General features: G+C 52.5%; 16 protein-coding genes. 5 read left to right on the top strand and 11 right to left on the bottom strand.

Annotated features, from left to right (window positions below; genetic code table 11):
- Positions 1-482 precede the first annotated feature (482 nt).
- Both AC3B6F_RS10540 and AC3B6F_RS10535 read left to right on the top strand, forming a co-directional pair.
- Positions 483-1,709 carry a dicarboxylate/amino acid:cation symporter gene (locus AC3B6F_RS10540; RefSeq protein WP_489824319.1) on the top strand — a complete coding sequence of 409 codons (1,227 nt, stop codon included), beginning with the start codon at positions 483-485 and terminating at the stop codon, positions 1,707-1,709.
- Between the two features lie 1,359 nt (positions 1,710-3,068).
- The gene (locus AC3B6F_RS10535) at positions 3,069-3,956 is read left to right on the top strand and encodes an NAD(P)-dependent oxidoreductase (protein WP_489824318.1); all 888 of its coding nucleotides are present in this window, start codon (positions 3,069-3,071) and stop codon (positions 3,954-3,956) included.
- 188 nt (positions 3,957-4,144) lie between these two features.
- On the opposite strand, the gene AC3B6F_RS10530 is transcribed toward AC3B6F_RS10535, so the two are convergent.
- The gene (locus AC3B6F_RS10530) at positions 4,145-4,849 is read right to left on the bottom strand and encodes a GntR family transcriptional regulator (RefSeq protein ID WP_211569259.1); all 705 of its coding nucleotides are present in this window, start codon (positions 4,847-4,849) and stop codon (positions 4,145-4,147) included.
- Positions 4,850-5,161: 312 nt separating this feature from the next.
- On the opposite strand from AC3B6F_RS10530, the gene AC3B6F_RS10525 reads away from it, so the two are divergent.
- The 3 genes from AC3B6F_RS10525 to AC3B6F_RS10515 all read left to right on the top strand — a co-directional run bounded on the left by AC3B6F_RS10525 (position 5,162) and on the right by AC3B6F_RS10515 (position 9,832).
- The gene (locus tag AC3B6F_RS10525; protein ID WP_489824317.1) at positions 5,162-7,375 is read left to right on the top strand and encodes a TonB-dependent receptor; all 2,214 of its coding nucleotides are present in this window, start codon (positions 5,162-5,164) and stop codon (positions 7,373-7,375) included.
- 85 nt (positions 7,376-7,460) lie between these two features.
- Positions 7,461-8,774, top strand: coding sequence for a cation:dicarboxylate symporter family transporter (locus AC3B6F_RS10520; protein WP_489824316.1), 1,314 nt, complete (start codon positions 7,461-7,463; stop codon positions 8,772-8,774).
- Positions 8,771-9,832 (top strand): Ldh family oxidoreductase, encoded by a 1,062-nt coding sequence (locus AC3B6F_RS10515; RefSeq protein WP_489824315.1) that lies wholly within the window; start codon positions 8,771-8,773, stop codon positions 9,830-9,832. The genes AC3B6F_RS10520 and AC3B6F_RS10515 overlap by 4 nt, the downstream gene beginning before the upstream one ends.
- Before the next feature lie 127 nt (positions 9,833-9,959).
- On the opposite strand, the gene AC3B6F_RS10510 is transcribed toward AC3B6F_RS10515, so the two are convergent.
- The 10 genes from AC3B6F_RS10510 to lldD all read right to left on the bottom strand — a co-directional run bounded on the left by AC3B6F_RS10510 (position 9,960) and on the right by lldD (position 22,349).
- The gene (locus AC3B6F_RS10510) at positions 9,960-11,723 is read right to left on the bottom strand and encodes a dihydroxyacetone kinase family protein (protein ID WP_489824314.1); all 1,764 of its coding nucleotides are present in this window, start codon (positions 11,721-11,723) and stop codon (positions 9,960-9,962) included.
- A gap of 40 nt (positions 11,724-11,763) precedes the next feature.
- On the bottom strand, positions 11,764-12,783 hold the full coding sequence (locus AC3B6F_RS10505) for an ABC transporter permease (protein ID WP_489824313.1): 1,020 nt from the start codon (positions 12,781-12,783) through the stop codon (positions 11,764-11,766).
- Positions 12,773-14,278: a sugar ABC transporter ATP-binding protein gene (locus AC3B6F_RS10500; protein WP_489824312.1), complete on the bottom strand. Its 1,506-nt coding sequence runs from the start codon at positions 14,276-14,278 to the stop codon at positions 12,773-12,775. The genes AC3B6F_RS10505 and AC3B6F_RS10500 overlap by 11 nt, the downstream gene beginning before the upstream one ends.
- A 28-nt stretch (positions 14,279-14,306) precedes the next feature.
- On the bottom strand, positions 14,307-15,227 hold the full coding sequence (locus AC3B6F_RS10495; RefSeq protein ID WP_489824311.1) for a substrate-binding domain-containing protein: 921 nt from the start codon (positions 15,225-15,227) through the stop codon (positions 14,307-14,309).
- Positions 15,228-15,287: 60 nt separating this feature from the next.
- Positions 15,288-15,770: a D-erythrulose-4-phosphate isomerase gene (gene derI / locus AC3B6F_RS10490; protein WP_489824310.1), complete on the bottom strand. Its 483-nt coding sequence runs from the start codon at positions 15,768-15,770 to the stop codon at positions 15,288-15,290.
- A gap of 14 nt (positions 15,771-15,784) precedes the next feature.
- Complete coding sequence (locus tag AC3B6F_RS10485) at positions 15,785-16,624, bottom strand: DeoR/GlpR family DNA-binding transcription regulator (protein WP_489824309.1); 840 nt, start codon at positions 16,622-16,624, stop codon at positions 15,785-15,787.
- On the bottom strand, positions 16,621-17,385 hold the full coding sequence (locus tag AC3B6F_RS10480) for a triose-phosphate isomerase (protein WP_023941870.1): 765 nt from the start codon (positions 17,383-17,385) through the stop codon (positions 16,621-16,623). The genes AC3B6F_RS10485 and AC3B6F_RS10480 overlap by 4 nt, the downstream gene beginning before the upstream one ends.
- A 437-nt stretch (positions 17,386-17,822) precedes the next feature.
- Positions 17,823-19,463: a lactate permease LctP family transporter gene (locus AC3B6F_RS10475; RefSeq protein WP_415516096.1), complete on the bottom strand. Its 1,641-nt coding sequence runs from the start codon at positions 19,461-19,463 to the stop codon at positions 17,823-17,825.
- A gap of 69 nt (positions 19,464-19,532) precedes the next feature.
- Positions 19,533-21,113 (bottom strand): carbohydrate porin, encoded by a 1,581-nt coding sequence (locus tag AC3B6F_RS10470; protein ID WP_489824308.1) that lies wholly within the window; start codon positions 21,111-21,113, stop codon positions 19,533-19,535.
- 87 nt (positions 21,114-21,200) lie between these two features.
- Positions 21,201-22,349 (bottom strand): FMN-dependent L-lactate dehydrogenase LldD, encoded by a 1,149-nt coding sequence (gene lldD / locus AC3B6F_RS10465; protein WP_489824307.1) that lies wholly within the window; start codon positions 22,347-22,349, stop codon positions 21,201-21,203.
- Positions 22,350-22,657 lie beyond the last annotated feature (308 nt).

Raw genomic sequence — 22,657 nt, 5'->3', positions numbered from 1 at the left:
CTAGGCTCGGTCTTGCTTTTTGGACGGATTTTCTCGATGAGCGTCTCTCAGACAGACCATTGAACTCAACCTGATGGAGCGGGAGGGACTTCTCGGTAACAGCTGTCAGCCAGAGATCGACAAGGTATATCAGCTATATCTGAACACATGAGGCTGGATTGACCTGTCTGCGGTGGCTGAATCTTTTCTATCGAAGAGTGACTGGCTTGGGGTACGCGGAAGAAAAGCCGAGCAAGCCACAATACTCTGTCTCAACAGAGCCTATAACCTGCAGAGACTGTTCTAGTGCTCTCCTGGATCATGACGCGAAGTGGCTTAACAGGCAGCCCATGGCTCATCTTAAGCGGGACATGTCCAGAAGAGAGAGACCAAAAAATGATCTTGAAGGAATTGTCTAATTTTGTTGATTGCGATGCGATATATTTCTACTTTCCCGTGTCTCCTGCATAGAAGGCAAACGTTAAATTAAAGGAACCATTTTGTTGCATAAAAACCGGATGATGCTGCTCATTCTTGCCGCAATGATACTGGGGAGTTTGGTAGGAGGTGTCGCGCATGCGTTTTTCCCATCTCCTGCAACACAGCAGATGATTGCCGGTGATCTGTCGATTGGTTCGACCGTATTTTTGCGGCTTATCAAAATGATTTTGGCCCCCTTGATTTTCTCCACGCTCGTTGTTGGGATCGGTCATATGTCTGATGCTGCCGCGGTTGGAAGGATTGGCGGCAAGGCCATGTTATGGTTTGTCTGTGCGTCTTTGTTGTCTCTCACTCTTGGTGTGGTTCTTGTAAATATTTTCCAGCCAGGTGTGGGTATGCACAAAGTCAACATGATGACAGATACTCATCTGGCGGCGCATTCGTTAACTTTAGACGGCTTTATCCAGCATATGGTTCCGGATTCCATTTTCCGTGCGATGACGGATAATGAAGTTCTTCAGATTGTGGTCTTCTCAATTTTCTTTGGTATTGCCTGCGCGTCTCTGCCAGGTAAGGCAAGAGCTGTTTTGGAATGGGCGGAAAGTCTATCCTACATTATATTGAAGGTGACCGCATATGTTATGATGATTGCCCCTCTGGCCGTCTTTTGTGCCATGGCAGCGACTGTCACAACGAATGGATTTTCCATTTTGACCATCTATGGAAAGTTCATGGGGGAGTTCTATCTTGCACTCGCGATCCTGTGGGCGGTTTTGATTGGCATTGCATTCGCCTTTCTCGGTACGAAGGCCAAAAGACTTGTGGGCCTGATGCGTGAACCATTTCTTTTAGCATTTTCAACAGCCAGTTCCGAGGCTGCTTATCCGCTCATCCTGGAGCAGTTGGCCAAGCTGCCCGTATCACGGAAGGTTTCGTCTTTCGTTCTTCCACTTGGGTATTCCTTCAATCTTGATGGCACGATGATGTATTGTACTTTCGCTAGTATATTCATTGCCCAAGCATACGATATTACACTTTCCTGGAGCACGCAGATTGCCATGCTTCTTGTACTGATGCTGACAAGTAAGGGAATGGCAGGAATTCCAAGAGCATCTTCAGTTGTGATTGTTGCGACACTTGGACAGTTTAATATTCCAGAAGAAGGAATTCTGTTGATTCTTGGAATCGATACTTTTTTGGATATGGGACGATCTGCCACGAATGTGATCGGAAATTCTTTGGCTGCCGCAGTGATTGATAAATGGGAGGGCACGCGCCCAAGTGTCTAGTTATCAGATGTTGAGGTTCGGGATCTGTTGATCTTATGGGGAAGGCTTCAGACTTTTCAAGAAGACTGAAGTCGAGCGTGGCCTGTGTTTTTCGACGGACACATAACCGGATCGTTGCGTCCTTTTTTCAAAGAAACGCGGCCGCACTGTGCGTTGATGAAGCTCACGCATTAAGGCGCGTTATCTATTTGTGCTGCGTTGGTATGATGCGATGGGCAATCCGGGGCACAAAGCGCACTTTACAGTTTATAGAAATGTTGGAGTGCCGAAAGAGTGGGGCTGAGGGGGCGATCTATCGGTGCGGTCTTCAAAACTGTTCTTAAAAAAGAATGTAAATGTAGGACGCCCAATTTGGAAAATCAAAGACAGGGGATCGTCTGACATATCGTCCGACAAGCGCTCAGGGTGATTTGGTATCCTTCAACAGGCGTGTTGCTGATGCTCAAATGGCTTTCGCAGAACATGCAGATGTGCTTGCGAAGGCAATAGATCATAAACAGAAACAACTCTTTTACGGCATTGACACACATGATCTTCACGCCGTGTCCGAAAGAACGAAAGTGCTGCTAACAGCACTCAAGCGAGCCCATGAGCTTATGAGAAACATGGAAGAGTCAAAGGCTCGTTTCGAATAACGTGGGGAGGGGGCGAAAAACCCTCTAGGATCTGTTAGGTCTTGAATGATAGCGGGACCTACATAGCTCTTTATGGCAAGTATGATACAGTTTGTATTTCCCGATGATGCGTGGTTGGTCCGGGAACTTCTGATCCAGACGGCCTGTCCGAAAAGCAAAACTCCGCCTCGCGATTTGCGACGGAGCATGTCGGCGATTTTCTGACGTCATCAGAATGAGGCGAAGTGTCGATCCATTCCGCCTGAACTTGGCCATCGATGGGCGGCAGCTCAACTCTTCATCCGTACTGCTGGTCAGCATCGTCTACAACATGCGTAGCTTTCTGTTCTTTGAGAGGATCAGTGCAGCCGCATAGCGATCCTGGACTCAATTTCTAAACTCCTCTGTGCGAGCGCGCGTAGTGCTGTAGCTGAGGAGGGAGTCATGGAGCCTGCCGGAACCTGTCAGCCAGCACATTTTTTCGATGCCTATGGTCATGATACGATGTCCGATCCTGAAAATCCGCCTTTGGGTATGCAAATTCGTGACACGACGGCGTGTCTGTTGCACGCTTCTGCCAGGTGGCCATGGGGGCTGATTGTATCCGGAAAGTTCATCCTCGAAGGAGTGAGGAGTAATTGGGCGCATACGAGGCTGAATATGGCCTGCCAAAGCCGGTGTGCGAAGAACGTTAGCAATAAAATGCCATCTGACATTGCTCAGATGAGAAACGGGAGAGAGTGTTATGAAGATCGGATTTGTAGGGCTCGGTGCCATGGGGCACCCTATGGCAAGGCGTCTTCTCGATGCAGGACATGAGGTTGTTGTTTACAACCGAACTGCAACGAAAGCGGACGATCTGGTGGCGCATGGGGCGACACGATGCGAAACTCCTGCTTCTGTTGCCCGGGATAGCGAAATCGTTTTCTCGATGATGTTAGACGATGCGACCACCGAAGAAATAACGTTTGGCAAGGACGGGATCGCAGTTGGACTGACATCACAGGCCATCCATGTCTGTTGCAGCACAATCTCGCTGACTCTGGCGCGACGGCTGAGAGACGGGCACACCGAGCGTGGGCAGATCTATGTCAGTGCCAATGTTCTCGGTCGACCGCCTGCAGCCGAAGCGGGAGAGTTGTTCGTCATGGCTGGTGGAGCCAGTCAAGCATTGGATCGGTTGGAACCAGTATTAAAATGCTTTGGGCCGAAAATCTTCAGGCTGGGCGATGATCCGACCCAAGCCAATCTCGCAAAACTCTCTTTGAATTTTATGATTTATTCGACCATTGAACAAATGGCAGAAGTCTTTGCACTCAACGAAAAAGCGGGGACTGATCCGCGGAAAATTTTCGAAGTCATGACAGGTAGTTTTTATGACGCGCCGGTTCACATGAACTACGGTCAGCTGATGGTCAATCAAGACTTTGATTCCCCTGGGGCGCCTGTGACACTTGGACTGAAAGATATTGGGATGTTCCTGGATGCGGGTGGAGATTACGCAGTTCCATTGCCTTATGCCTCTATCGTCCGGGATCGCCTGTTGAGTGCTATTAGTGCAGGCGATGCTGATAGAGATTTTGTTGTTCTTATGGAGCGTGTACGTCAGAGCAGTGGTTTGAGATCGGAATAAAGAAAGGATAAAGAGAATAATTGATGAATATGCAGAAAGTTCTGGAAAATACACGCTTGTAAGTGTGGAAGGTGACTGGTCCAGGAAGGAAGTGGAAGGTCTTATAACTGAGGAGCATATTCTTCCTGTCTTGAGATATCGCGAAAAAAATTCGTGTGGTTGTATTGAAAAAATGGGAACAGAAGCGATTATGTATTTCCAGGGAGGTTAGAGATTTCATAAACCCGTAAGGGAGAATCTTTTTTTATTGATCTGTTACTTAAAGCCTTATCAAGATGTGAGAAATGTTCATTCATAATCTTGATCGCCTCCCTTTTATCGTTTTTTCTTAGTGAATTTACCATATCTCTGTGGTTGTTGCAGGATATTTGAGCTTCATGTGTAGACTGGTAAAGGGTTGCTATTAATAAAATTCTGGCCGTAAGCGTTTCAAGTATTTCAACAACAACAGAATTTCCATAAATTTCTGCAAGTTTAACGTGGAAATGCCCAAGCAGATAACTTCTTTTAGCGAGATCCCGCGCATCAATGGCTTTTTGTTGTTCGGTGACATGGTTTTCTAATTCATTTAGAGCTCCTTGAGGAATGTTTTTCTGGGTAAAAAGGAGGCCAATTTCAACGGATCGGCGGGCCTCAATTGTCTCTCGGGCTTCCTCGATGGTGGGCTCGATAACAAACCAGCCCCGACGAGGTGAAACGGCCACAATGCCGCGACTGCTAAGGCGCATCATGGCCTCTCTTACCAACGTGCGGGAAACGCCGAATGTCTGTCCTAAATCTTTTTCGCCCAGTCTTTCACCGGGTAAAATTTTTCCTGAAAGGATGGCCGTCATGATGCGGTCGTCAATTGCGATGCCGCTGCATGGCAATGCGCTTGTGATATCGTTGCACATAAAAAATTTTATGAACCTGCCCTAGCATAAGTGCAAGTAGGTTGGTGGTTCACATTCAAAACATTCCGGGTCCGTCTCTTTTTGGGTGGCGTTCAATGTGAATTTGTCTTATCTGGTATACAAGATTCGCAATGCCCGTGAATCATCAGATTTTCTGAATGCCCCATCCTGTCGATCTGGAAACGCCTGATGTTGTATGCTTCTTCCTGTCGAGGTTTCCTCTACCAGTTTTCTGCGCGCACTTTGCTCTTGTCCACGGCTCTATTGTCATGTGCGGGGGGCTCTGAGGCGGTTGCAGCAACAAAGCAGAGCATGCACACCACATACGGGCGTGCGAACAGTGTGAAGCGTCATGCTCCTAAAACTGTTTCTGCTTCCGGTAGTGAAATGGTTCATGTCAGCGTTCGACGGGGCGTGACTGGAGCGGGTCAGCATGAAGCTCATTCCGAAACCGTTTTGTCTCGCCAGGAGCTCCAGAACCGTAACGTCCGTCAGTTGACCGATATCGTTCGTGTCGCTCCTAACCTGACGATCCAGCCTTCGTTTGGTAGCTCTGCTCTGAACTTTGCTCTTCGTGGCGTCGGGTTGATGGACTTCACCCAGAACAACACGCCGTCTGTCATGCCGTATGTGGATGGTGTGGCTTATCCGGTCAGTATCATGACGTCCGGGATGCTCTTTGACATGGACGATATCTCCGTGGCACCCGGAGCATCTGGCTTTACGCATGGACAGTCCACCACGGGTGGTGAAATCAATTTTCATACGGCAGATCCAACGCCTGATTTTCATGCTGGCCTGACGGAAGATATTGCCAGTTATGGCCGCAACCGTGTGGAAGGGTACGTTTCGGGACCACTCTCGCGGTCTGTTTCGTTCCGTTTGGCAGGGCAGTCCATGACTGGCGGAGGGTTCCAGCATAATTCCAAGGGGGAAGGATACGGCAATGCCAATATCGGTGCTCTTCGTGGGAAGCTGCGTTGGAAGATTGACGAGACCTCGACGCTTGATATCGGGGGACATTGGACGACAGATCAGTCTGAAGCTTCCTCAGGTCACAATCTGTACAACAGCTACGGTGTGCCAATTACATCCGATATCATGGAAACGGAATGGGGGCTTGATCCGAGATTTGCAAAGATCATCGGTATTAATGCGAACGACAAGAAGCCTCGTGAAGACAATATGTTCTGGGGGGCTAATGTCCGATACACGAAGGATTTCAGCTGGGGTCGACTGTGGACGCTGAGTGCTTTCGAAACGGTCGATGAGCATGAGCTGACCAACCAGACGAATTCCGTTGCGTCGTATGGCAACATGTTCCGCAATAACCAGACGAATGTGTTTTCCCAGGAAGTCAAGCTTGAGTCCCTGAACCCTCATGCCAGGTTCCATTGGGAAGTGGGCATGTATTACAGTCGGGCCCGGATGGCGCAGAACTTCTGGTATGATTCCTCTGACCGCCCAAACACTACGCCTCTGAACGAGACTTCCTATCGTCAAAATCAGCAGAACTTCAACCAGTACGTGCAGCTCTCTTATCGAATATTGCCCAAACTGACCTTGATCGGGGCCATCAGCCATGAGTCTGATGACCGTCAGATGCTGAATGTTGTCAGTGCCGATTATGATCTGAACACGGGGGCCAGAACACGTGTGCAGAACTTCGGTAACTCAGGAGCGCTGACCAACCAGTTTGCCGGGCGTGTCGGAGCACAGTACCAGTTCAAGCCGAATATTATGGGCTACGTAATGTTTTCGCGTGGTTTCAAGCCGGGCGGTTTCTCCGCCAATATTACCCAGGAAGCCAGCCAGCTGAAGCCTTTCAAGGCCGAACAGGTCCTGACTTACGAGGGTGGTTTCAAGACCATGCTCTTTAACCGCCGTTTGCGCTTTAATGCCGCAGGGTTCTATTACGACTATCGTGATCAGCAGCTTCTGGGTACCATTCTTGTGCCTCCGTATGGGGTGCTTGGTGGTTATGTGAACGCTCCGCGCTCCAATATCTATGGTGCTGAGTTTGACATGGAAGCACATCCGTTCAGTGGTCTCGTCCTGACACAGAATTTCGGTTATCAGAACGGTTCCTATTCCCAGTTCCAGAGCCTTAACCGTAGTGCAACCACGGCCCAGTTTGCCGCAACAGGCGTCTGGTCGCCGGTTAACACGAACTACAATGGCTATAATATGGGGCTGGCAAATCTGACGCTGTCTGGCGCTGCCACCTACTCATGGTCGATGTTCCGCGACTACAAGATGACTTTCGACGTGGATTACAACTATCGTGGGGCACAGACGCAGCCGCAGCACATTGGTGACGGTGGCATTTACCGTGCCCCGGCATACTTCCTCGTAAACTCCTTCCTGACCTTTGCCGCACCGAAACAGCATTGGTCTGTCACGGTGTATGGCCAGAATCTTGCGGATCGTCGCTACTGGCTCTCCGGTGGTACACAGGCGACATTCTATGGCGTGATGCCTGGTCTACCACGTTTCGTGGGTGCAAAGATGAACGTAACATACTGAAGGCAGAAGATTGGAGGCCTGTGATCCAGAAGGATTTCTCCTACTGGATCCAGGTTTCTGAAACGATAGTAAGAAGAAGAGCTGGATGAAAAACGACACGATCCTCCCGGCAGGTGCAAAGCACAGGTTTCGTCCAGGAATTTTCTCTCAGGTGGTCGCGGCGACATGTCTGGGCATTTTGCTGGGCCTGTTTGTTCCGCACCTGGCAGGAGAGTGCCGGTGGCTGACGGACCTGTTCCTGCGGCTTATCCTGATGGCTGTTGGTCCTCTCCTGTTTTGTATCGTTGTGACCGGCATCACAGGAGCCGGATCTCTGAGTGCCGTGGGACGTCTCGGTTTTCGATCGCTGATCTATTTTGAAGGCATGACAACGCTTGTGCTTCTGCTCTCAGTCGGGGCTGCAATGCTGCTTCGACCGGGGCAGGGAATGACCTTCACGCCAAGCGCGGAAGATCTGCATATTGTGTCGTCCTATGCAGCGAACGCCCATGTTCTGCACGGGCAGGGTTTTACTGGTTTCATTCTGGGTCTGATTCCACGCTCTCCAGTCGCTGCATTTGCTGATGGAAACATTCTGCAAATTCTGTTTTTCGCTATTCTGGTTGGTTGCTGTCTGTCTCGTATTGGAGAAGCAGGGGCGCCTGTGACGCGCCTGATTGAAAGTCTTTCGACACTTTTCTCGCGTATGATGCGCCTGATCATTGCTCTTGCGCCGCTGGGTGTACTTGGAGCTGTTGCTACAACCGTTGCTGAATACGGTTTGGATGCCATTGGTCGGCTGGCATCGTTTGTTGTGCTCTATTTTGTGGCGATTGCCGTTTTCATCGTGGTGATTCTTGGCGGCTGTCTGCTGGCCTGCGGTGTGCATCCAGGGCGTTTTGCCCGTTATTTCCGTGAAGAAATCCTGATTGTCACGGCGACGACCAGTTCAGATTCCGTACTTCCCAGCATTATGGCCAAGCTGGAGACTATGGGTATTCCTCGACAAGTGGTGGGGCTTGTTGTGCCAGCGGGGTATTCCCTCAATCTGGATGCGCTCTCCATTTATCTCGGCTTTGCCATTGTCTTTCTGGCTGACGTTACCGGAACACCCCTGACCCTGACCCAGATGCTCTCCATGCTGGCGACGGCACTGATTACCTCCAAGGGCGCGCATGGTGTACCAGGTATTGCGATTGTTGTGCTTGCAGCGACGCTGTCTGCTGCACCGTCGATCCCTCTGTCCAGTCTGGTCCTGCTGCTGGCTGTGGACTGGTTTATCGGAATTGCGCGCGCTGTGGGTAATCTGGCCGGAAACTGTGTAGCGCCCGTTGTTATGGCAGTCTGGAACGGGTCCCTTGATCGTAGTCGCGTTCAGGACGTTCTGGCCCCTCGTGGAAAAATGGGATCTTCTTCATGAATGGCATGACGAACGTTCATTATTATCCGGAAGCCGTTCTTTCCCGGCAGGTCAAAGCCCAACTGGTTCAAGCCGGTGCGCAGGACAGGGATGCGGACGCTACGACACGCGCTCTTCTGCATGCGTCCCGTATTGGTGTGGACAGTCATGGCGTCCGTCTGGTGGGGCATTACGTCCGGCTGCTCCAAAGCGGGGGGATCAATCCGCGGCCTTCCACTGTTTTTGAAAGGACCGGGCCTGCGACTGGTCAACTGAACGCTGACGGTGGGCTCGCCCATCCTGCAGCCTATCGCGCCATGGATGAAGCCGTCCTGCTCGCGCGGGAGGCCGGGATCGGAGCTGTGGGCGTGCATCATTCCTCCCATTTTGGGGCGGCTGGGGCATTTGTGGTGGAAGCTGCCCGACAAGGCATGATCGGTCTGATCATGAGCAATTCTGATGCTGCTGTGTCCCTTTTCGGGGGAGCGAAACCGTTCCATGGGACAAATCCGATTGCCATGGCAGCGCCTGTAAAGAACTCCGATCCATGGTTCATGGACATTGCCACATCTTCCATCCCTTTCAATCGTGTGAAGCTTTATCGCTCGCTGGGTCTCCCGTTACCTGCGGGGGCTGCGGCGGACAATTCCGGGTATGCCACGCAGGACGCGTTGGCGGCATCTTTTCTTCAACCTCTTGGGGGAGAGGATTTCGGGTTTAAGGGCGCTGCACTGGCAGGATTGGTAACAATATTGGCCGGCGCATTGACGGGGGCAGCGTTGGACCCGGTTATGGTCGGGACAGATGAAGAGCAGAACTTCCGGAAGCGCCAGAATGTCGGCCATTTTGCGATTGCAATAGATCCGGCAAGGTTTGTCGGGCAGGCTGCCTATGATTTAGCGATGGGCAGCTATCTGGATCTTCTGCGCAGAAGTCCGTCAGTAGATCCGCAACACCCCGTGATGGCGCCGGGAGATCGTGAATGGGCGGAAGCCAGACGACGGATCATCACAGGTATTCCGATTGATCTTGAAACCGAACGCACCCTTCAACTGGATGGATCGAAAAACTATTTATAATGATAGCTTTTCGATTTTTTTATCTTCGAACTTCCAGGAATTGCAGTGCCTGACTTGAAAGGATTTGTATCGGCGAGATCATTAGTATTTTGAAAAAGTGTCGATCCCGCCGTCTGATAAAAGGATATTATAGGCTGGCAGATTGGTGCCGTTGTTCTGTGGGGTAATAATTTTCCTGTAGTGATGCTTGCAGTTTTTGACCTACGACATCAGTGCAGAGAGCAAGAGACAGAGCGCCCGCATCGGGATGGCCCTTGCTTCTTTCCCCATGTGTTCGGGCGCGACCAAGTCTTGGCAGCAGGTCCTTTGTGGCTTCCGCGGCGGCCTGGGAGGCCTTGGCAGCTTCTGCCCATGCTTGTGGAAGGGGTGTTGCTTCAGCCAGTTGGGTCTCAAGTGTTTCGACAAACGGAACGAGCGCATCAATCAGGGTTTTGTCGCCGGGTTTAGCCTTACCCAAGGTCATGATGCGTTCCATGGCCTGTCGGGCACCCAATGCGAGATGTTGGGAGGAGGGGAGAGCATTATCGTCCAGAGCCAGACTGAATGCTCTCAGGCCTTCGCCCCAAAGCGCGCCAGATGTCCCGCCTGCGCGGTCCGCCCACGCATCTGCCGCAGCGGACAGGACCGTGGCAGGACCAGCTCCGGAGGCTGCGGCTTTGGAAGCGGCTGCCCGTGCCGCTGCTGACCCTCGGGCCATGCCCTGCCCATGATCTCCGTCGCCAGCTACGGCATCAATATGGCCAAGTTCCGCCTCTGCTTTGGCGAGAGCGTCTGCCAGATGAGCCATCATATCAGAAACGCATTGTCCTCCATGGCGGCCCGCGGCTGTTGAGGATTTCATGTAGGTAACGCTGCTCTCAGTAACGAGATCTTCAGGCTGCGTCTCTACGTCTTCGATCTGGCCGTGACGTAGGGCTGCCGTATCGACGGGAGCACGCCAGAGTTGTTCCAGTTCCTCATCAAGCCAGGTCAGGGTCAGGGAGCAGCCTGCCATATCAAGGCTTGTAACGTATTCTCCAACCAGGGGAGCAATGGCCGTCAGCCCGGCTTTTTCTAGCAGAGGCGCGAGGGCTTCCCAGAGAACAAAAAGCTCTTCCTGTTTCGTGCTTCCTAGGCCGTTCAGGGTAATGGCAACGCGGCGCGGGGCATCCGCCGGGAGTTCTCTGACAACCTTGTCCAGAAGGATCTGGGCGAGGGCCTGAGGCGTGGGAATGTTGTCTTCCCCGATGCCGGGTTCTCCGTGAACTCCCAGTCCAAGAGCCATGCGGGCGGAGGGAACATGGAACAGCTTGTCTTTCTCTCCGGGGAGCGTACAGCCATCGAATGCCACGCCAAAGGTTCTCGTCTGGCGGTTCACCCGGTGCCCGATTTCTTCGACGGCATCCAGATCAAGACCGGCTTCGGCCGCAGCTCCGACGATCTTGAATATTGTCAGATCACCCGCGATGCCTCGGCGGCGTTCTCTCTCGCCTTCGGTGGCGCTGGCAACATCATCCATCGTGGCAAGGATGCGCACGTCGTAGCCTTCCGCGCGCAGTCTGTCTGCGGCGATGCCGAAGTTCAGAACGTCTCCGGCATAATTTCCGAAACCGAGGAGAATGCCTCCTCCCAGATCTGCCTGACGGACCACGCTCTGGATGGCCTGGGTGGATGGTGAAGCGAAGATGTCGCCTGCAATGGCTGCATCCGCAAAGCCGCTGCCGACATATCCGATGAAAGCGGGGTAGTGGCCGGAGCCACCTCCGACAACCACGGCGACCTTTCCTTGTGCTCCCGGTTTGGCACGCATGACGCCACCACGGATCATTTTGACAAGATCTCTGTGGACCATGCTGTATCCATGGAGGGCGGAGGCTGCGAATTCGGAGGCATTGCCGCAGATTTTGGTCATGTAAGTCTCTCCTTTTGCAGGATGGAAAGCTGCGGACGGGTCAGGACGCGTCGCGGTTGAGGTAATGGCGTGCGAGAGAGTCCAGAGAGATGGCCAGCACAACGATGCCGCCGCTCACGATGGACTGCCAGTAAGGCGAGATGCCGAAGAGGACGATGATGTCCTCAATGATGCCAATGATGACGGCGCCAAACACGGCGCCAACCGGGCTTCCCAGCCCCCCTGTGGTGGCAACTCCGCCAATGACGGCTGCGGCGATGGGGGAGAGTACCCAGGTGTCACCAATCGAGGGCTGAGCCGTTCCGAGACGGGCCACCATCAGGATACCGGCCAGCGCGGACAGAAAACCAGCCAGAGCAAAAGCTCCAACGCGAATGGCGTTGACGCGGATGCCGAGCATTTTCGCGGCCTGTGGATTGCTGCCGATTGCGTAGATGTAACGTCCGACGGGGGTGCGCATCATGACGAAGGCAACGATTGTCAGGCAGACGAGAAGGATCAGGAAGGGGACGGGTAGTCCGAAAACCAGACCTCTACCCAGAAAGCTGATTTCATGTGGCACGCCTGTAATGGCAACGCCACGGGTGGCCACAAGATTGGCACCGCCATAGACGCCTGCCATGCCGATGGTCAGCACAAGGGAATGTAGCCGTAATTGTGTGATGAGCAGACCGTTCAGCAGGCCGCACCCAGCGCCCATCAACAGGCACAGGCCGAGGGAAAGCCAGGGATTTAGCCCCATTTGCACCATCAGCATGCCGCCAACGACACCGGCCAGGCCACCGATGGCCCCAACGGACAGATCAAGTTCTCCAAGGATCATCAGGACGGCCTGTCCAATCGTGACCAGACCAATAAAGGCCAGTGCACGCGCGATGATGATCATGTTGAAAGACGTCAGGAAGTGCGGGGAGAGCAGGCAGGAGATCCCGAAAATCAGGATCATCGCGCCAATGACGCCTCCAAGTGGGTTGGCAACCATCCGGGCGATCAGCGTGCGCAGGGAGGACGTCTTAGGAGGGGTGGGGGTAGCTCCAGGGAGTGTGGTTTCAAGCGACATGGCGGGTCTCCGTGGCGCCGATGATCGCGCCGACAAGCGTGTTGACGTCAGTGGTGGCCTGATCGAACGAACCGGTGGTGCGGCCGTCGTACATGGTGATGATGCGGGTGGCGCAGCGTTGGAGCTCGGTCATTTCGGACGATACGAGAATGATGCCGACGCCTTCTTCGGCGAGTTGCTGCATGATGCGATAAATCTGGAATTTGGTTCCGATATCGATCCCTTTTGTGGGTTCATCGAAAATCAGGATACGGGGGCGCCGGGCCATGGCGCGGCCAATAATGGCTTTTTGCTGGTTTCCACCAGACAGATAAACAATCTTCTTGGCGGCTGACGATGTGCGGACATCGAACTTCTCAATCGTGTCGGAGACGATGGATTTCTCTTTGCCGGAAGAAATGATTCCGCCGCGTTTCATCTTTTCCAGAACGGACAGGCTGATATTTTCCCGCACACTGAGCAGCGGGAAAATGCCATGATGCTTCCGTTCTTCGGAGAGATAGACCATTCCCATGGCAACGGCGCGATCCGTCCGTCCACGTGGAATTTCTTTATCGCTCAAGATGCAGCGACCGGCTTTTGCAGAATGGTATCCGAACATGGTCTGCATGACCTCTGACCGGCCAGCACCGACAAGGCCTGCAAAGCCAAGGATTTCGCCTTTGCGAAGCTGAAACGAGACGTCCGAAAAGCCGGGACCTGTCAGTCCTTCCACGCGAAGCAGAATGTCGTTGTCGTCAATCGCGCCACGGGGCTGGAATTTTTCTTCCAGTTGGACGGAGTTGCCAGACATGAGACGAATAAGATGCTCTTCCGTCATGCCGTCCATGGGGAAAGTACCGACGCTTCGTCCGTTCCGAAGAACAGTGACTGTATCGCCAAGACTGAAAATTTCTTCCATCTTGTGTGAGACGAAAACGATGGCACATCCACTGTCGCGCAGCGTGGTGATGATGCGGAACAGATGCTCTGTCTCATTGGCCGTCAGGGACGATGTCGGTTCATCCAGGATCAGGACCTTGAATTCGTCGCGGCAGGCTGCGCGGGCAATTTGGAGCAACTGCTGGTCTGGCACACTGATGCGACTGACAGTTTGTCCTGGGCGGGCATGAATGCCAAATCGTTCAATGAACTTTGCGGCTTCCGCTTCCATCGCCTTGCGGGAAATGGTCACGCGACCAAATCCCGAATGATGGAAGGGCATGAACATGTTTTCCGCCACCGTCATGGACGGGAACAGATTCAGTTCCTGCGGGACGTAAGCGATACGGGAGAACAGGCTATGATCCGCAAGAGCATCATGTCCCTCGATCACCACTTTTCCTTCGTCGGGTTTGACCAGACCCGTCAGGGTTTTGATCAACGTCGATTTGCCCGCGCCGTTTTCGCCAGCGAGAATATGGATCTTGCCCGGTTCAAGCGTCAGATCGACGTGGTCAAGCGCGACCACGCCGGGGTAGCTTTTACGGACAGCTTCTACCTGAAGAACCGCCATGATCGTGCCTCCTGCTTCAGAGCAGAGTTCAGAGAGATTTCTTGGTGATGACGTCGATGCCGGTATCGATGTATTTTGGGGTTTTCTGACCCATGGCGCTCTGCCAAGCGGAGACGACGGCCCAGTAACCCTGCATTTCCGGACGGCTGGAGGCAGTGGATTCAGCAACGCCATCCTTAATGAGCTGAAGCATGTCATTCAGGTTATCGAGGCCAACTTCCTGTACCTTGCCAGCTTTTCCGCTTTCACGAATGGCCTGACCGATACCCACTGGTCCGGAAGCGTCACACGCGACCCATCCAGCAAGATTGGGGTGGGCCTGCATAATGGCAGAGGCCTGTTTCTGGCCGGTCTCGATGCTGTCGTTATCAATCCCTGTCGCGACGACTTTGATCTCTGGATATTTTGCGAACACTTTCTTTTCGCACTCTGCTCGCAGGGTGTGGTTTGGTGCGGTCGGGACGCCCATCATGATGGCGACTTCACCTTTCTTGCCAATCAGCGTGGCGAGACGTTCGGCCGCAATCGTTCCCTGCTCGCAGAAATCCGCGCCAACAGCCGTGATGTTCATACCTTCCGGGGGGAGGGAGTCGAACACGGTCATGGGGATTTTTTGCTCGATGGCTTCATCCATCGTGGCGCGATTACCCTTTTCGTCGAGCAGATCGAGGATCAACCCATCCGGATGGGTTGCAATGGCGCGCTCGATAATGTCGTTCTGGGAGGACACATCAGCGGTTTGGGGCGCGCGATATTCGATCTCAATCTTCTGGCCAGTTGTCTTGGCAATCATATCGGCTGCAGCGTGGGCACCGTTATTGAGCTTGTCGAACCAGGGATGGACGACCTTCGGGATCAGCACGAACCGCAGTGGTGTGCTGCTGTCGGTGGCCTGTGCTGCCAAGGGCGTTGCTGCTAGGAGAGCGCCAAGGAAAAGAGCTTTCTTCATGTTTCTGTCTTTCCGTATGATCCGTTCCGGTCCCGTGCCGGAAAACGGTACGATGTGATGTCAGCAGCTTGGTGTTGGCAGATGGTGCTCGGAATACTTCCGGCTCAGCGTCTCAATTCCGGCCACGTTGCCTGCTGAAGGGCCGGACGGGTCAAAGCTGTGTGCCAGCCAGGCATCCACAATGCTCTTGGCCAATTCCGGTCCGATGACTCGTGCGCCCATGGTGATGATCTGGGCATTGTTGGAGAGCGCGGCACGTTCAGCGGAATAGGTGTCATGCGTCAGGGCGGCGCGGATACCGGGAATTTTGTTGGCGGAAATGCACACGCCAATTCCTGTTCCACAGCACAGGATACCGCGATCAAAATTACCCTCCGTGATGGCAAGACCAACCCGTTCACTCAGTTCGGAATAAAGTTCCGGCTGGTTGTCTTCGGGGTGAGACATATCAACGATGGTATGGGGTGTTGTGGCTTGCAGATGTGCTGCAATGAGAGAGGCCAAGCCTTCACCAGCCTTATCGCCACCAATTGCGATACGCATGTTTTTCTCCATTTTTAAGGGAGGTATTCAGGAATAACGTTGGTTTTATTCACCCTCGTGACGGGTATTTCCGCAATTACCAGGTTAATCCCGGCGTTGCGGAGTGTGTCTTCCAGGTCCTTTTCAAGACCTGAGTCCGTAATCACCACGTCAAATTCCGTCAGATCAGAAAAACGGTTGAGCGTGATGACGCCGAATTTGGTGCTATCCACCAGCAGGATGCGCCGGTCGGAGATATTCATCAGAGCCTGTTTGGCTTTGATGATGTCCTGCTCCTGATGGTAGGCTGTCATTCCGCGGATTGCTGCCACGGACAGGAACAATGTGTTGACGCGCAGGGATGCCGCAGCCTGCTCGCACAACGTTCCGAAGAAGGCGTCGAAATCCGTGTTATAGCGACCGCCAAGCAGCAGAAGATTAACGTTGGCATTGCTGGTGAACAGGTTGGCTGTTCCCATGCTGTTCGTCACAACTGTCAGAGCAAGATTTTCTGTCAGGCGTTCTGCAAGAAAACGGGATGTAGTGGAATCATCCAGTGCAATGATTTCTCCGTCCTGCACGAAGGTTGTGGCCAAAGCTGCGATTGCCTTTTTGGCTTCGACGGCACGGTGGCTGCGCTGGGCCGTACTTCCTTCCGAGAAGGCTTTGGGCACAGTTGTGACGCCGCCATGAACACGTCGCAGGACGCCGCGTTCTGACAAAACCTGTAAATCGCGGTGGATGGTCATTCTGCTCGTCACAAAATGGCCTGCCAATTCGTCGATCTGAGCGCCGCCTCGATCCCGGACGTAATCCAGAATATTCTGCCGGCGGGCAGAAACGGAGCGTGTTTCGAAAGCTGTCTGAGCAGTCATGCGACGACGCCTTCTGCCAGAGCGTGGAAATGCTCGACATTCCAGGCTGCGCGTCCGACGAACACCCCATTGACGTTCTGGAGGCTGCTGTAACTGGCCGCATTATCCTGAGTGACGCTTCCACCATAGAGAAGGCGTACTGCGGAGCCTGCTTCCAACCCTGCGAGATTGATCAGAACACTTCGCAGATGGTTATGGGCTTTATCAATGAACGGCACGTCGGCAGGCCGTCCACCTGCTCCAATGGCCCAGACAGGCTCGTATGCGATGAGCACTCTTGGAATGTCGTGTTCGGAAACGCCGTGCAGAGCGATTTTCAACTGTCGGGCGAGCGTTTCCAGTGTGACATCATGAGAATATTCTTCAGCGGTATCGCCGATACAGACGAGTGGTCTTAATCCATGATGCAGCGCGGAATGCACCTTGAGATTAACGGTCCAGTCCGTTTCTCCGAAGTATGCACGACGTTCTGAATGGCCGATTTCGACCAGTTCTGCCCCGCATTCGGAAATCATGACGGGTGATATTTCTCCCGTCCAGGCGCCGCTGTCTTCCCAGTGCATATTCTGGGCGCCAACAATCACACGGCTCCCTGAAAGACTGTCACAGACATCCTTCAGGGACGTAAAAGGTGGAATGACGAACGGTTGAATGGTTGCCGGGAATGATAACCGGGCCAGTCTGTCGGCAGCTTCAGCGGCGGCTGAAGGACCTTTGTTCATCTTCCAGCTTGTACCAACCCAGGTAGCGTCACGCTCCATCGCTCATCTCCGATTCGAGCATCTCATGCGTAACGACTACACTGTTATATATAACTGTGACAATGATAGAATTATCTCATAAAAAAGACCTCATATCTGATTTCGGTGTTCTGTTTCGGAGATTATTAGAACTTAAAATAATATAAATAATTGTTTTAAAAGGAAAATATATGGGGTTTCCGTCATGGTGGGATTTATGGTCATAAATTGATACTCATCACACTAATCTGTGATTTAAATGTTATTTTTATGGGATTTTTGTGTCCTGCGAAATGAGCGCGCTTGGTATGTCATGGTTATTTTGCAGGAAAAGGGCTTGTAGCCCTTGGACAAAAAAGGCTGACGGACGCCTGATTTGCGCGTCCGTCAGCCAGTATAGTTTTTGAATTTACAGAGCCCAGAGCTGTCTTTTATCAGAAGGCCGCCAGGATCGGGATCTAACCAAACAGATAGATCCGTATTATGAGCAGGCTACTCACCATAAGAACAAGTAAGATGCTCCATTTCAGTGTGAATTTGAGCATTTCTCCTTCGCGTCCAACAATTCCGACGGCCGCACAGGCCACGGCAATGGACTGTGGTGAAATCATTTTTCCTACTGAACCCCCAACAGCATTGGCAGCGACGAGCAGGGGGCCGCTGACATTGATCTGTTGACCTGTGGCTGCCTGTAGTCCTCCGAACAGGGCGTTTGAGGATGTATCCGATCCTGTGAGGAAAACGCCCAGCCATCCAAGGATTGGAGACAGAAATGTAAAGGCAGAAGATGTGGCGGCAAACAGGAGAGCAAGCGTTGCAGACAAGCCGGAGTAGTTTGCCAGATAAGCAAATGAAAGAACCATGCCGATAGAATAGATCGGAATTTTCAGCTCATTGAGTGTCTGGAAAAAGATTGCTGCTGCATCCCGGGGACGGGCACGCAGGACGAATGTCGAAAGGATCGCCGTCAGCATGATGCTTGTGCCAACCGAGGATATAAGATCGAGTTTGAAGATGGAGTGATATGGCGTGGGCTCCAGCGACACCGGAGGCATTTTGATGATTAGGTCATTCAGATAGGGAAAGGGAAACGTGATGACGGTTGAAGCCAGCGGACCACCCGGTTTGAAAAGGTTTTTGAAGGGCGCAATGCTCCAGATCGCTACGAACACCGTCAGAATGACAAACGGCATCCAGGCACGGATAATATCGCTGGTGCCATAAGCCTTTTCAGGTCCGGTAACAGACGTCGCCTTGCTGTTCTGAGGAAAACGGAAACTGGTCGCGGGCGTCCAAAACTTCAGAAAGAGAGGAATGACCACCAGAGTTGCCAGCGCTGCCGCAATATCAGGAAGTTCAGGACCGACGAACACAGCGACCAAAGTCTGTGTGATGGTGAAAGTCAGGGCTGCAACGAGGGTAATTGGCCAGACTTCTCGTAGTCCTCGTAGGCCATCGACGATCAGCACCAGAAGGAAAGGAATGATAAAAGCCAATCCTGCCAGAAGGGGCATTGCAAGGCGGGAGATCAGGAACGGATCTGCACCGATAACCTGACCACCGACGATGACGGGAATGCCCATTGCTCCGAATGCGCCAGGGGCAGCATTGGCGAGAAGGCAGAGACCACCCGCGTAAAGGGGAGGGACGCCAAGACCCACGAGAAGCGCGGTTGTAATTGCGACCGGAGCACCAAATCCTGCGGCACCTTCAAGAAAGGCACCGAACCCATAGGAGACGAGCAGGATCTGAATGCGCTGATCATCAGAAACTGTGACGATTGAATATCGAATAATATCGAAATATCCGGTTTTGACCGAGAGCTTGTACAGGAAGACGGCAGCCAGAATAATCCATGCTATAGGCCATAAGCCATATAGAAAGCCGTATATTCCTGTCGCGATCAGGTACGGTACCGGCATGCCGTAAAACAGGACTGCAATGATGGCTGTGAGGATGACAGTAATGGTGCAGGCGATATGGCCCTTCATGCGGAGAACCAGTAACGCCACGAAAAAGAATGCAATCGGTATAAGAGCGACCAGGCTTGAAACAATGATATTTCCGGCTGGGTCGTAAATCTGGTTCCAGGGGGACATGGGTTTATTCTCCTGACTGCGTGCCGATGATGCGTATCCATGCCGATGTCCGGCTCTGGATGTGAGGGTTTAAAGGTTGCCGATAAGTTTGAGGCCGATGATCGTTGCGTTCGGGATGACGGAGGTTTCCCCTGGTCGCATCTGGTATTCGAAAGAGGGCTGAAACAGCAGACCCGGCATTATTGGAATGCCATAATAGGCTTCCAGCGTTGCGGTATGGGTCTGTGGACCGTTCACGCCTGCCGGAAAGGGGAGTCCGGCCTGTTGGAGAAGATTTTGTCCGAGCGTGAGGCGTTTACTGATCTGGTAATAGGAGTACATCACGCCAAAGCGGTCGAGCGGACGAAACGGTATGACGCCAAGAAGCGAGGTGCCGACGTAAAACTGGTCTGAGAAGACAGAGACTTGCGGAGTATTGTGAATATATCCTGCCATCAGATAGCCTCCCGCCATCTGATGCAGACCATGACTGCGGTAAATCATTTGATCGGCCTCAATGTAGAACGTATCGCGTGCTTGAGGCCTGCGCACGGCATAGCGAAGGGCCATGGAAGAGGGGACATTCCCAATCAGGTCCGCGAAGCCGCTGGTGTCGTGACCAAAGCCCAGTTTGTAGTGGCCTGGCAGTTTCCGGGGGCCGAAGAAGGGTTCCCAAGTTAGTTCGATCGGGAGCATGACGCCGGTTTGCTTCTCGCTGCCCCATGCCCATCCCGATGGGTTGGATGTGAGTACGGAGGACGCATAAACGCCGGTTCTTAAAGTCAGATCGCGTGTGGGGCGCAGTCGAACTGTGCCGCCCCATGTTGCCTTGGGATAGACGCTCCATCCCTGAACGCCTTTGATCCCCACTGGAGCAGAACATTGGATCATGAATGTGCACAAGAGCAGGGATGTGCCATAGGTATGGGTGAGGGTGAGGCGACCAAGATTGATATTGATGCTGTTGCGTCGGAAGGATTTTTCGACATAAAAATCCGCCAGATGAGCAGCCATGTGTCCAGAAAGGCTGTAAACTTCCGAGAGTAGAATGCGTCGCTCTCCGACGTGATCGAAACTGATCTGTCGACCTGCCCGTTCCATTAGAACGCCATGCAAAATCCATCCATTCAGACCGAGCAGTTTTCCAAGGTCGAGGTTGTTGATCAGCGTGAGTTCATGGGCATAAGACATGCCTCGGCTCAGGCCCCCGCTTACGTTGGCAAGCGCTTCTCCTTTATAGGCGAACTGGAATGTGTAGCCGTGTTTGCCAAGCCATGCTCTCGCTGGGGATAGTTGTGGAACCAGATTGCCGAAGGCTTGGGCAGGCACGAAATAGCCCGCAGACAGGTCGCGTTCCCTCAATGCATCGTCTCTGTGATTGAGGAGCGCAGATAGACTTTCAGTATTGAAAAGGCTTTCGAGCTGATTGGGGTCTGAAAGATGTTCTCTCAGTCGGGGGTGAGTAGATGTGGCATGGGTTGTTGTATTCAGTTGAGTAGAGGGGGCCTTGGGAGCGCTTCGGGCGGAGTGGAACACTAAGAGTGCAACAAGCAAGATGATGCCTGTCAGCGTTACACTTCCAGATATTTTTTTATTCCTGATGTGCGATAAAGACGACGCAGACCATTGAAAGAAAGTATCGCACATAACTGCAATATTCCTAATCGGCATAGGTTATGTGTAGGGATAGGGTGTTTTGCATGTTGTATTCTTATAAAGAGACACAACATGCTGTATTTTTACTTCATATTTTTTAATTTATTGATCCCGCGCAAGCTTTTCGACGCTGTTGGAGGTAATCTCCGAGATGGAGCGTGCTCCAGTCAGTGTCATTGCAACGCGGAGTTCTTTTTCAATGATGTCCAGCACGTTCGAAACTCCGCGTTCGCCGGCTGCTGCGAGTGCATAAACAAAGGCGCGCCCAAGCAGGACGGCATCGGCTCCGCAAGCGACCATTCGCGCTATATCCAGCCCGCTGCGGATCCCTGAATCAGCCAGAATTTTCAGATCCCCTTTCACAGCATCCGCGATCGCGGGAAGGGCCCGAATGGTGGACAGGACACCGTCAAGTTGCCGTCCACCATGATTGGAAACGACAATCCCATTCGCGCCGAATTTGACGGCGTCTTTTGCGTCTTCAGGGTCTAGAATGCCTTTGATGATCATTGGCCCTTCCCAGAAATCGCGGATCCATTGCAGATCTTTCCAGCTTATTGAGGGATCGAAATTACCTGCGAGCCAGCCGATATAATCTTCAAGGGCTGTAGGCGTACCGCGATATGTTGAAATATTACCCAGGTCATGCGGGCGCCCACGCAAACCAACATCGCAGGCCCATTGCGGATGTGTTATGGCCTGAGCATAGCGCCGCCATTTGGCCATCGGGCCGGACATGCCCGAATGGGCATCGCGATAACGCGCGCCGGGTGTGGGCATATCGACCGTAAAAACAAGAGTTGTTACGCCAGCGGCTTTTGCACGCTCCAGGGCGTCTCGCATGAAACCGCGGTCTTTCAGCACATAAAGCTGAAACCAGATTGGTTCCCGAACTGCAGCCTGTACTTCTGCGATTGGGCAAACCGATACGGTAGAGAGGGTAAAGGGAATGCATTTGCGGCTTGCAGCACGCGCGGCCTGTACTTCGCCTCGGCGAGCATACATTCCTGTCAGGCCAACCGGGGCGAGGGCAGCTGGAAAAGCCAGTTTGCGACCAAATAATTCAGTAGAAGTATCCAGGTCGGACACATTGCGCAAAATACGCTGCCTCAAAGCAAGGTCCGCAAGGTCTGCAGTGTTTCTTTTCAATGTATGTTCAGAATACGATCCACCATCAATGTAATGGAATAAAAATGGAGGAAGTTTTCGAGCTGCTGCTTTTCGATAATCCGTCGCTGCCGAAATAATCATTGCAACTCTCCTTGGCGGTGATCTGATCCCGCTTGCGCTTTGTTTATGTTTCCGTCGGCCCGTCTTTCTTGCGGTCCGTCTAGCGCATTGTCTGGAAGAGAAATGAGCGAACATCCATTCGCTGAAACTGGTTTTATCCATATGTTTTCGATATATAAGAATAATTTCTTATAAAATATCTATATATTTTAAGGATTTAGAGCGGGGCTTTGCTTCTTGATGACTCTCTATCAAAGAGACGTGATTACTTTCTGTGTTGTTTGATTTTTAGTCAAAGGGGTGTTTTTTATTTTGGGAAATTGGGACTA

It is taken from the genome of Gluconobacter sp. ESL1110, from assembly GCF_058107395.1.
Note: the sequence above shows the minus strand (reverse complement) of the source record. Positions and strands in the feature narration are given on the sequence as shown.

Coding starts and splice junctions, on each gene's coding strand:
- AC3B6F_RS10505 (WP_489824313.1), bottom strand. CDS start 12,783: ATGTCGCTTGAAACCACACTCCCTGGAGCTACCCCCACCCCTCCTAAG.
- lldD (WP_489824307.1), bottom strand. CDS start 22,349: ATGATTATTTCGGCAGCGACGGATTATCGAAAAGCAGCAGCTCGAAAA.
- AC3B6F_RS10530 (WP_211569259.1), bottom strand. CDS start 4,849: ATGTGCAACGATATCACAAGCGCATTGCCATGCAGCGGCATCGCAATT.
- AC3B6F_RS10535 (WP_489824318.1), top strand. CDS start 3,069: ATGAAGATCGGATTTGTAGGGCTCGGTGCCATGGGGCACCCTATGGCA.
- AC3B6F_RS10475 (WP_415516096.1), bottom strand. CDS start 19,463: ATGTCCCCCTGGAACCAGATTTACGACCCAGCCGGAAATATCATTGTT.
- AC3B6F_RS10480 (WP_023941870.1), bottom strand. CDS start 17,385: ATGGAGCGTGACGCTACCTGGGTTGGTACAAGCTGGAAGATGAACAAA.
- AC3B6F_RS10495 (WP_489824311.1), bottom strand. CDS start 15,227: ATGAAGAAAGCTCTTTTCCTTGGCGCTCTCCTAGCAGCAACGCCCTTG.
- AC3B6F_RS10470 (WP_489824308.1), bottom strand. CDS start 21,113: ATGCCGATTAGGAATATTGCAGTTATGTGCGATACTTTCTTTCAATGG.
- AC3B6F_RS10520 (WP_489824316.1), top strand. CDS start 7,461: ATGAAAAACGACACGATCCTCCCGGCAGGTGCAAAGCACAGGTTTCGT.
- AC3B6F_RS10485 (WP_489824309.1), bottom strand. CDS start 16,624: ATGACTGCTCAGACAGCTTTCGAAACACGCTCCGTTTCTGCCCGCCGG.
- derI (WP_489824310.1), bottom strand. CDS start 15,770: ATGCGTATCGCAATTGGTGGCGATAAGGCTGGTGAAGGCTTGGCCTCT.
- AC3B6F_RS10500 (WP_489824312.1), bottom strand. CDS start 14,278: ATGGCGGTTCTTCAGGTAGAAGCTGTCCGTAAAAGCTACCCCGGCGTG.
- AC3B6F_RS10510 (WP_489824314.1), bottom strand. CDS start 11,723: ATGACCAAAATCTGCGGCAATGCCTCCGAATTCGCAGCCTCCGCCCTC.
- AC3B6F_RS10525 (WP_489824317.1), top strand. CDS start 5,162: ATGCACACCACATACGGGCGTGCGAACAGTGTGAAGCGTCATGCTCCT.
- AC3B6F_RS10515 (WP_489824315.1), top strand. CDS start 8,771: ATGAATGGCATGACGAACGTTCATTATTATCCGGAAGCCGTTCTTTCC.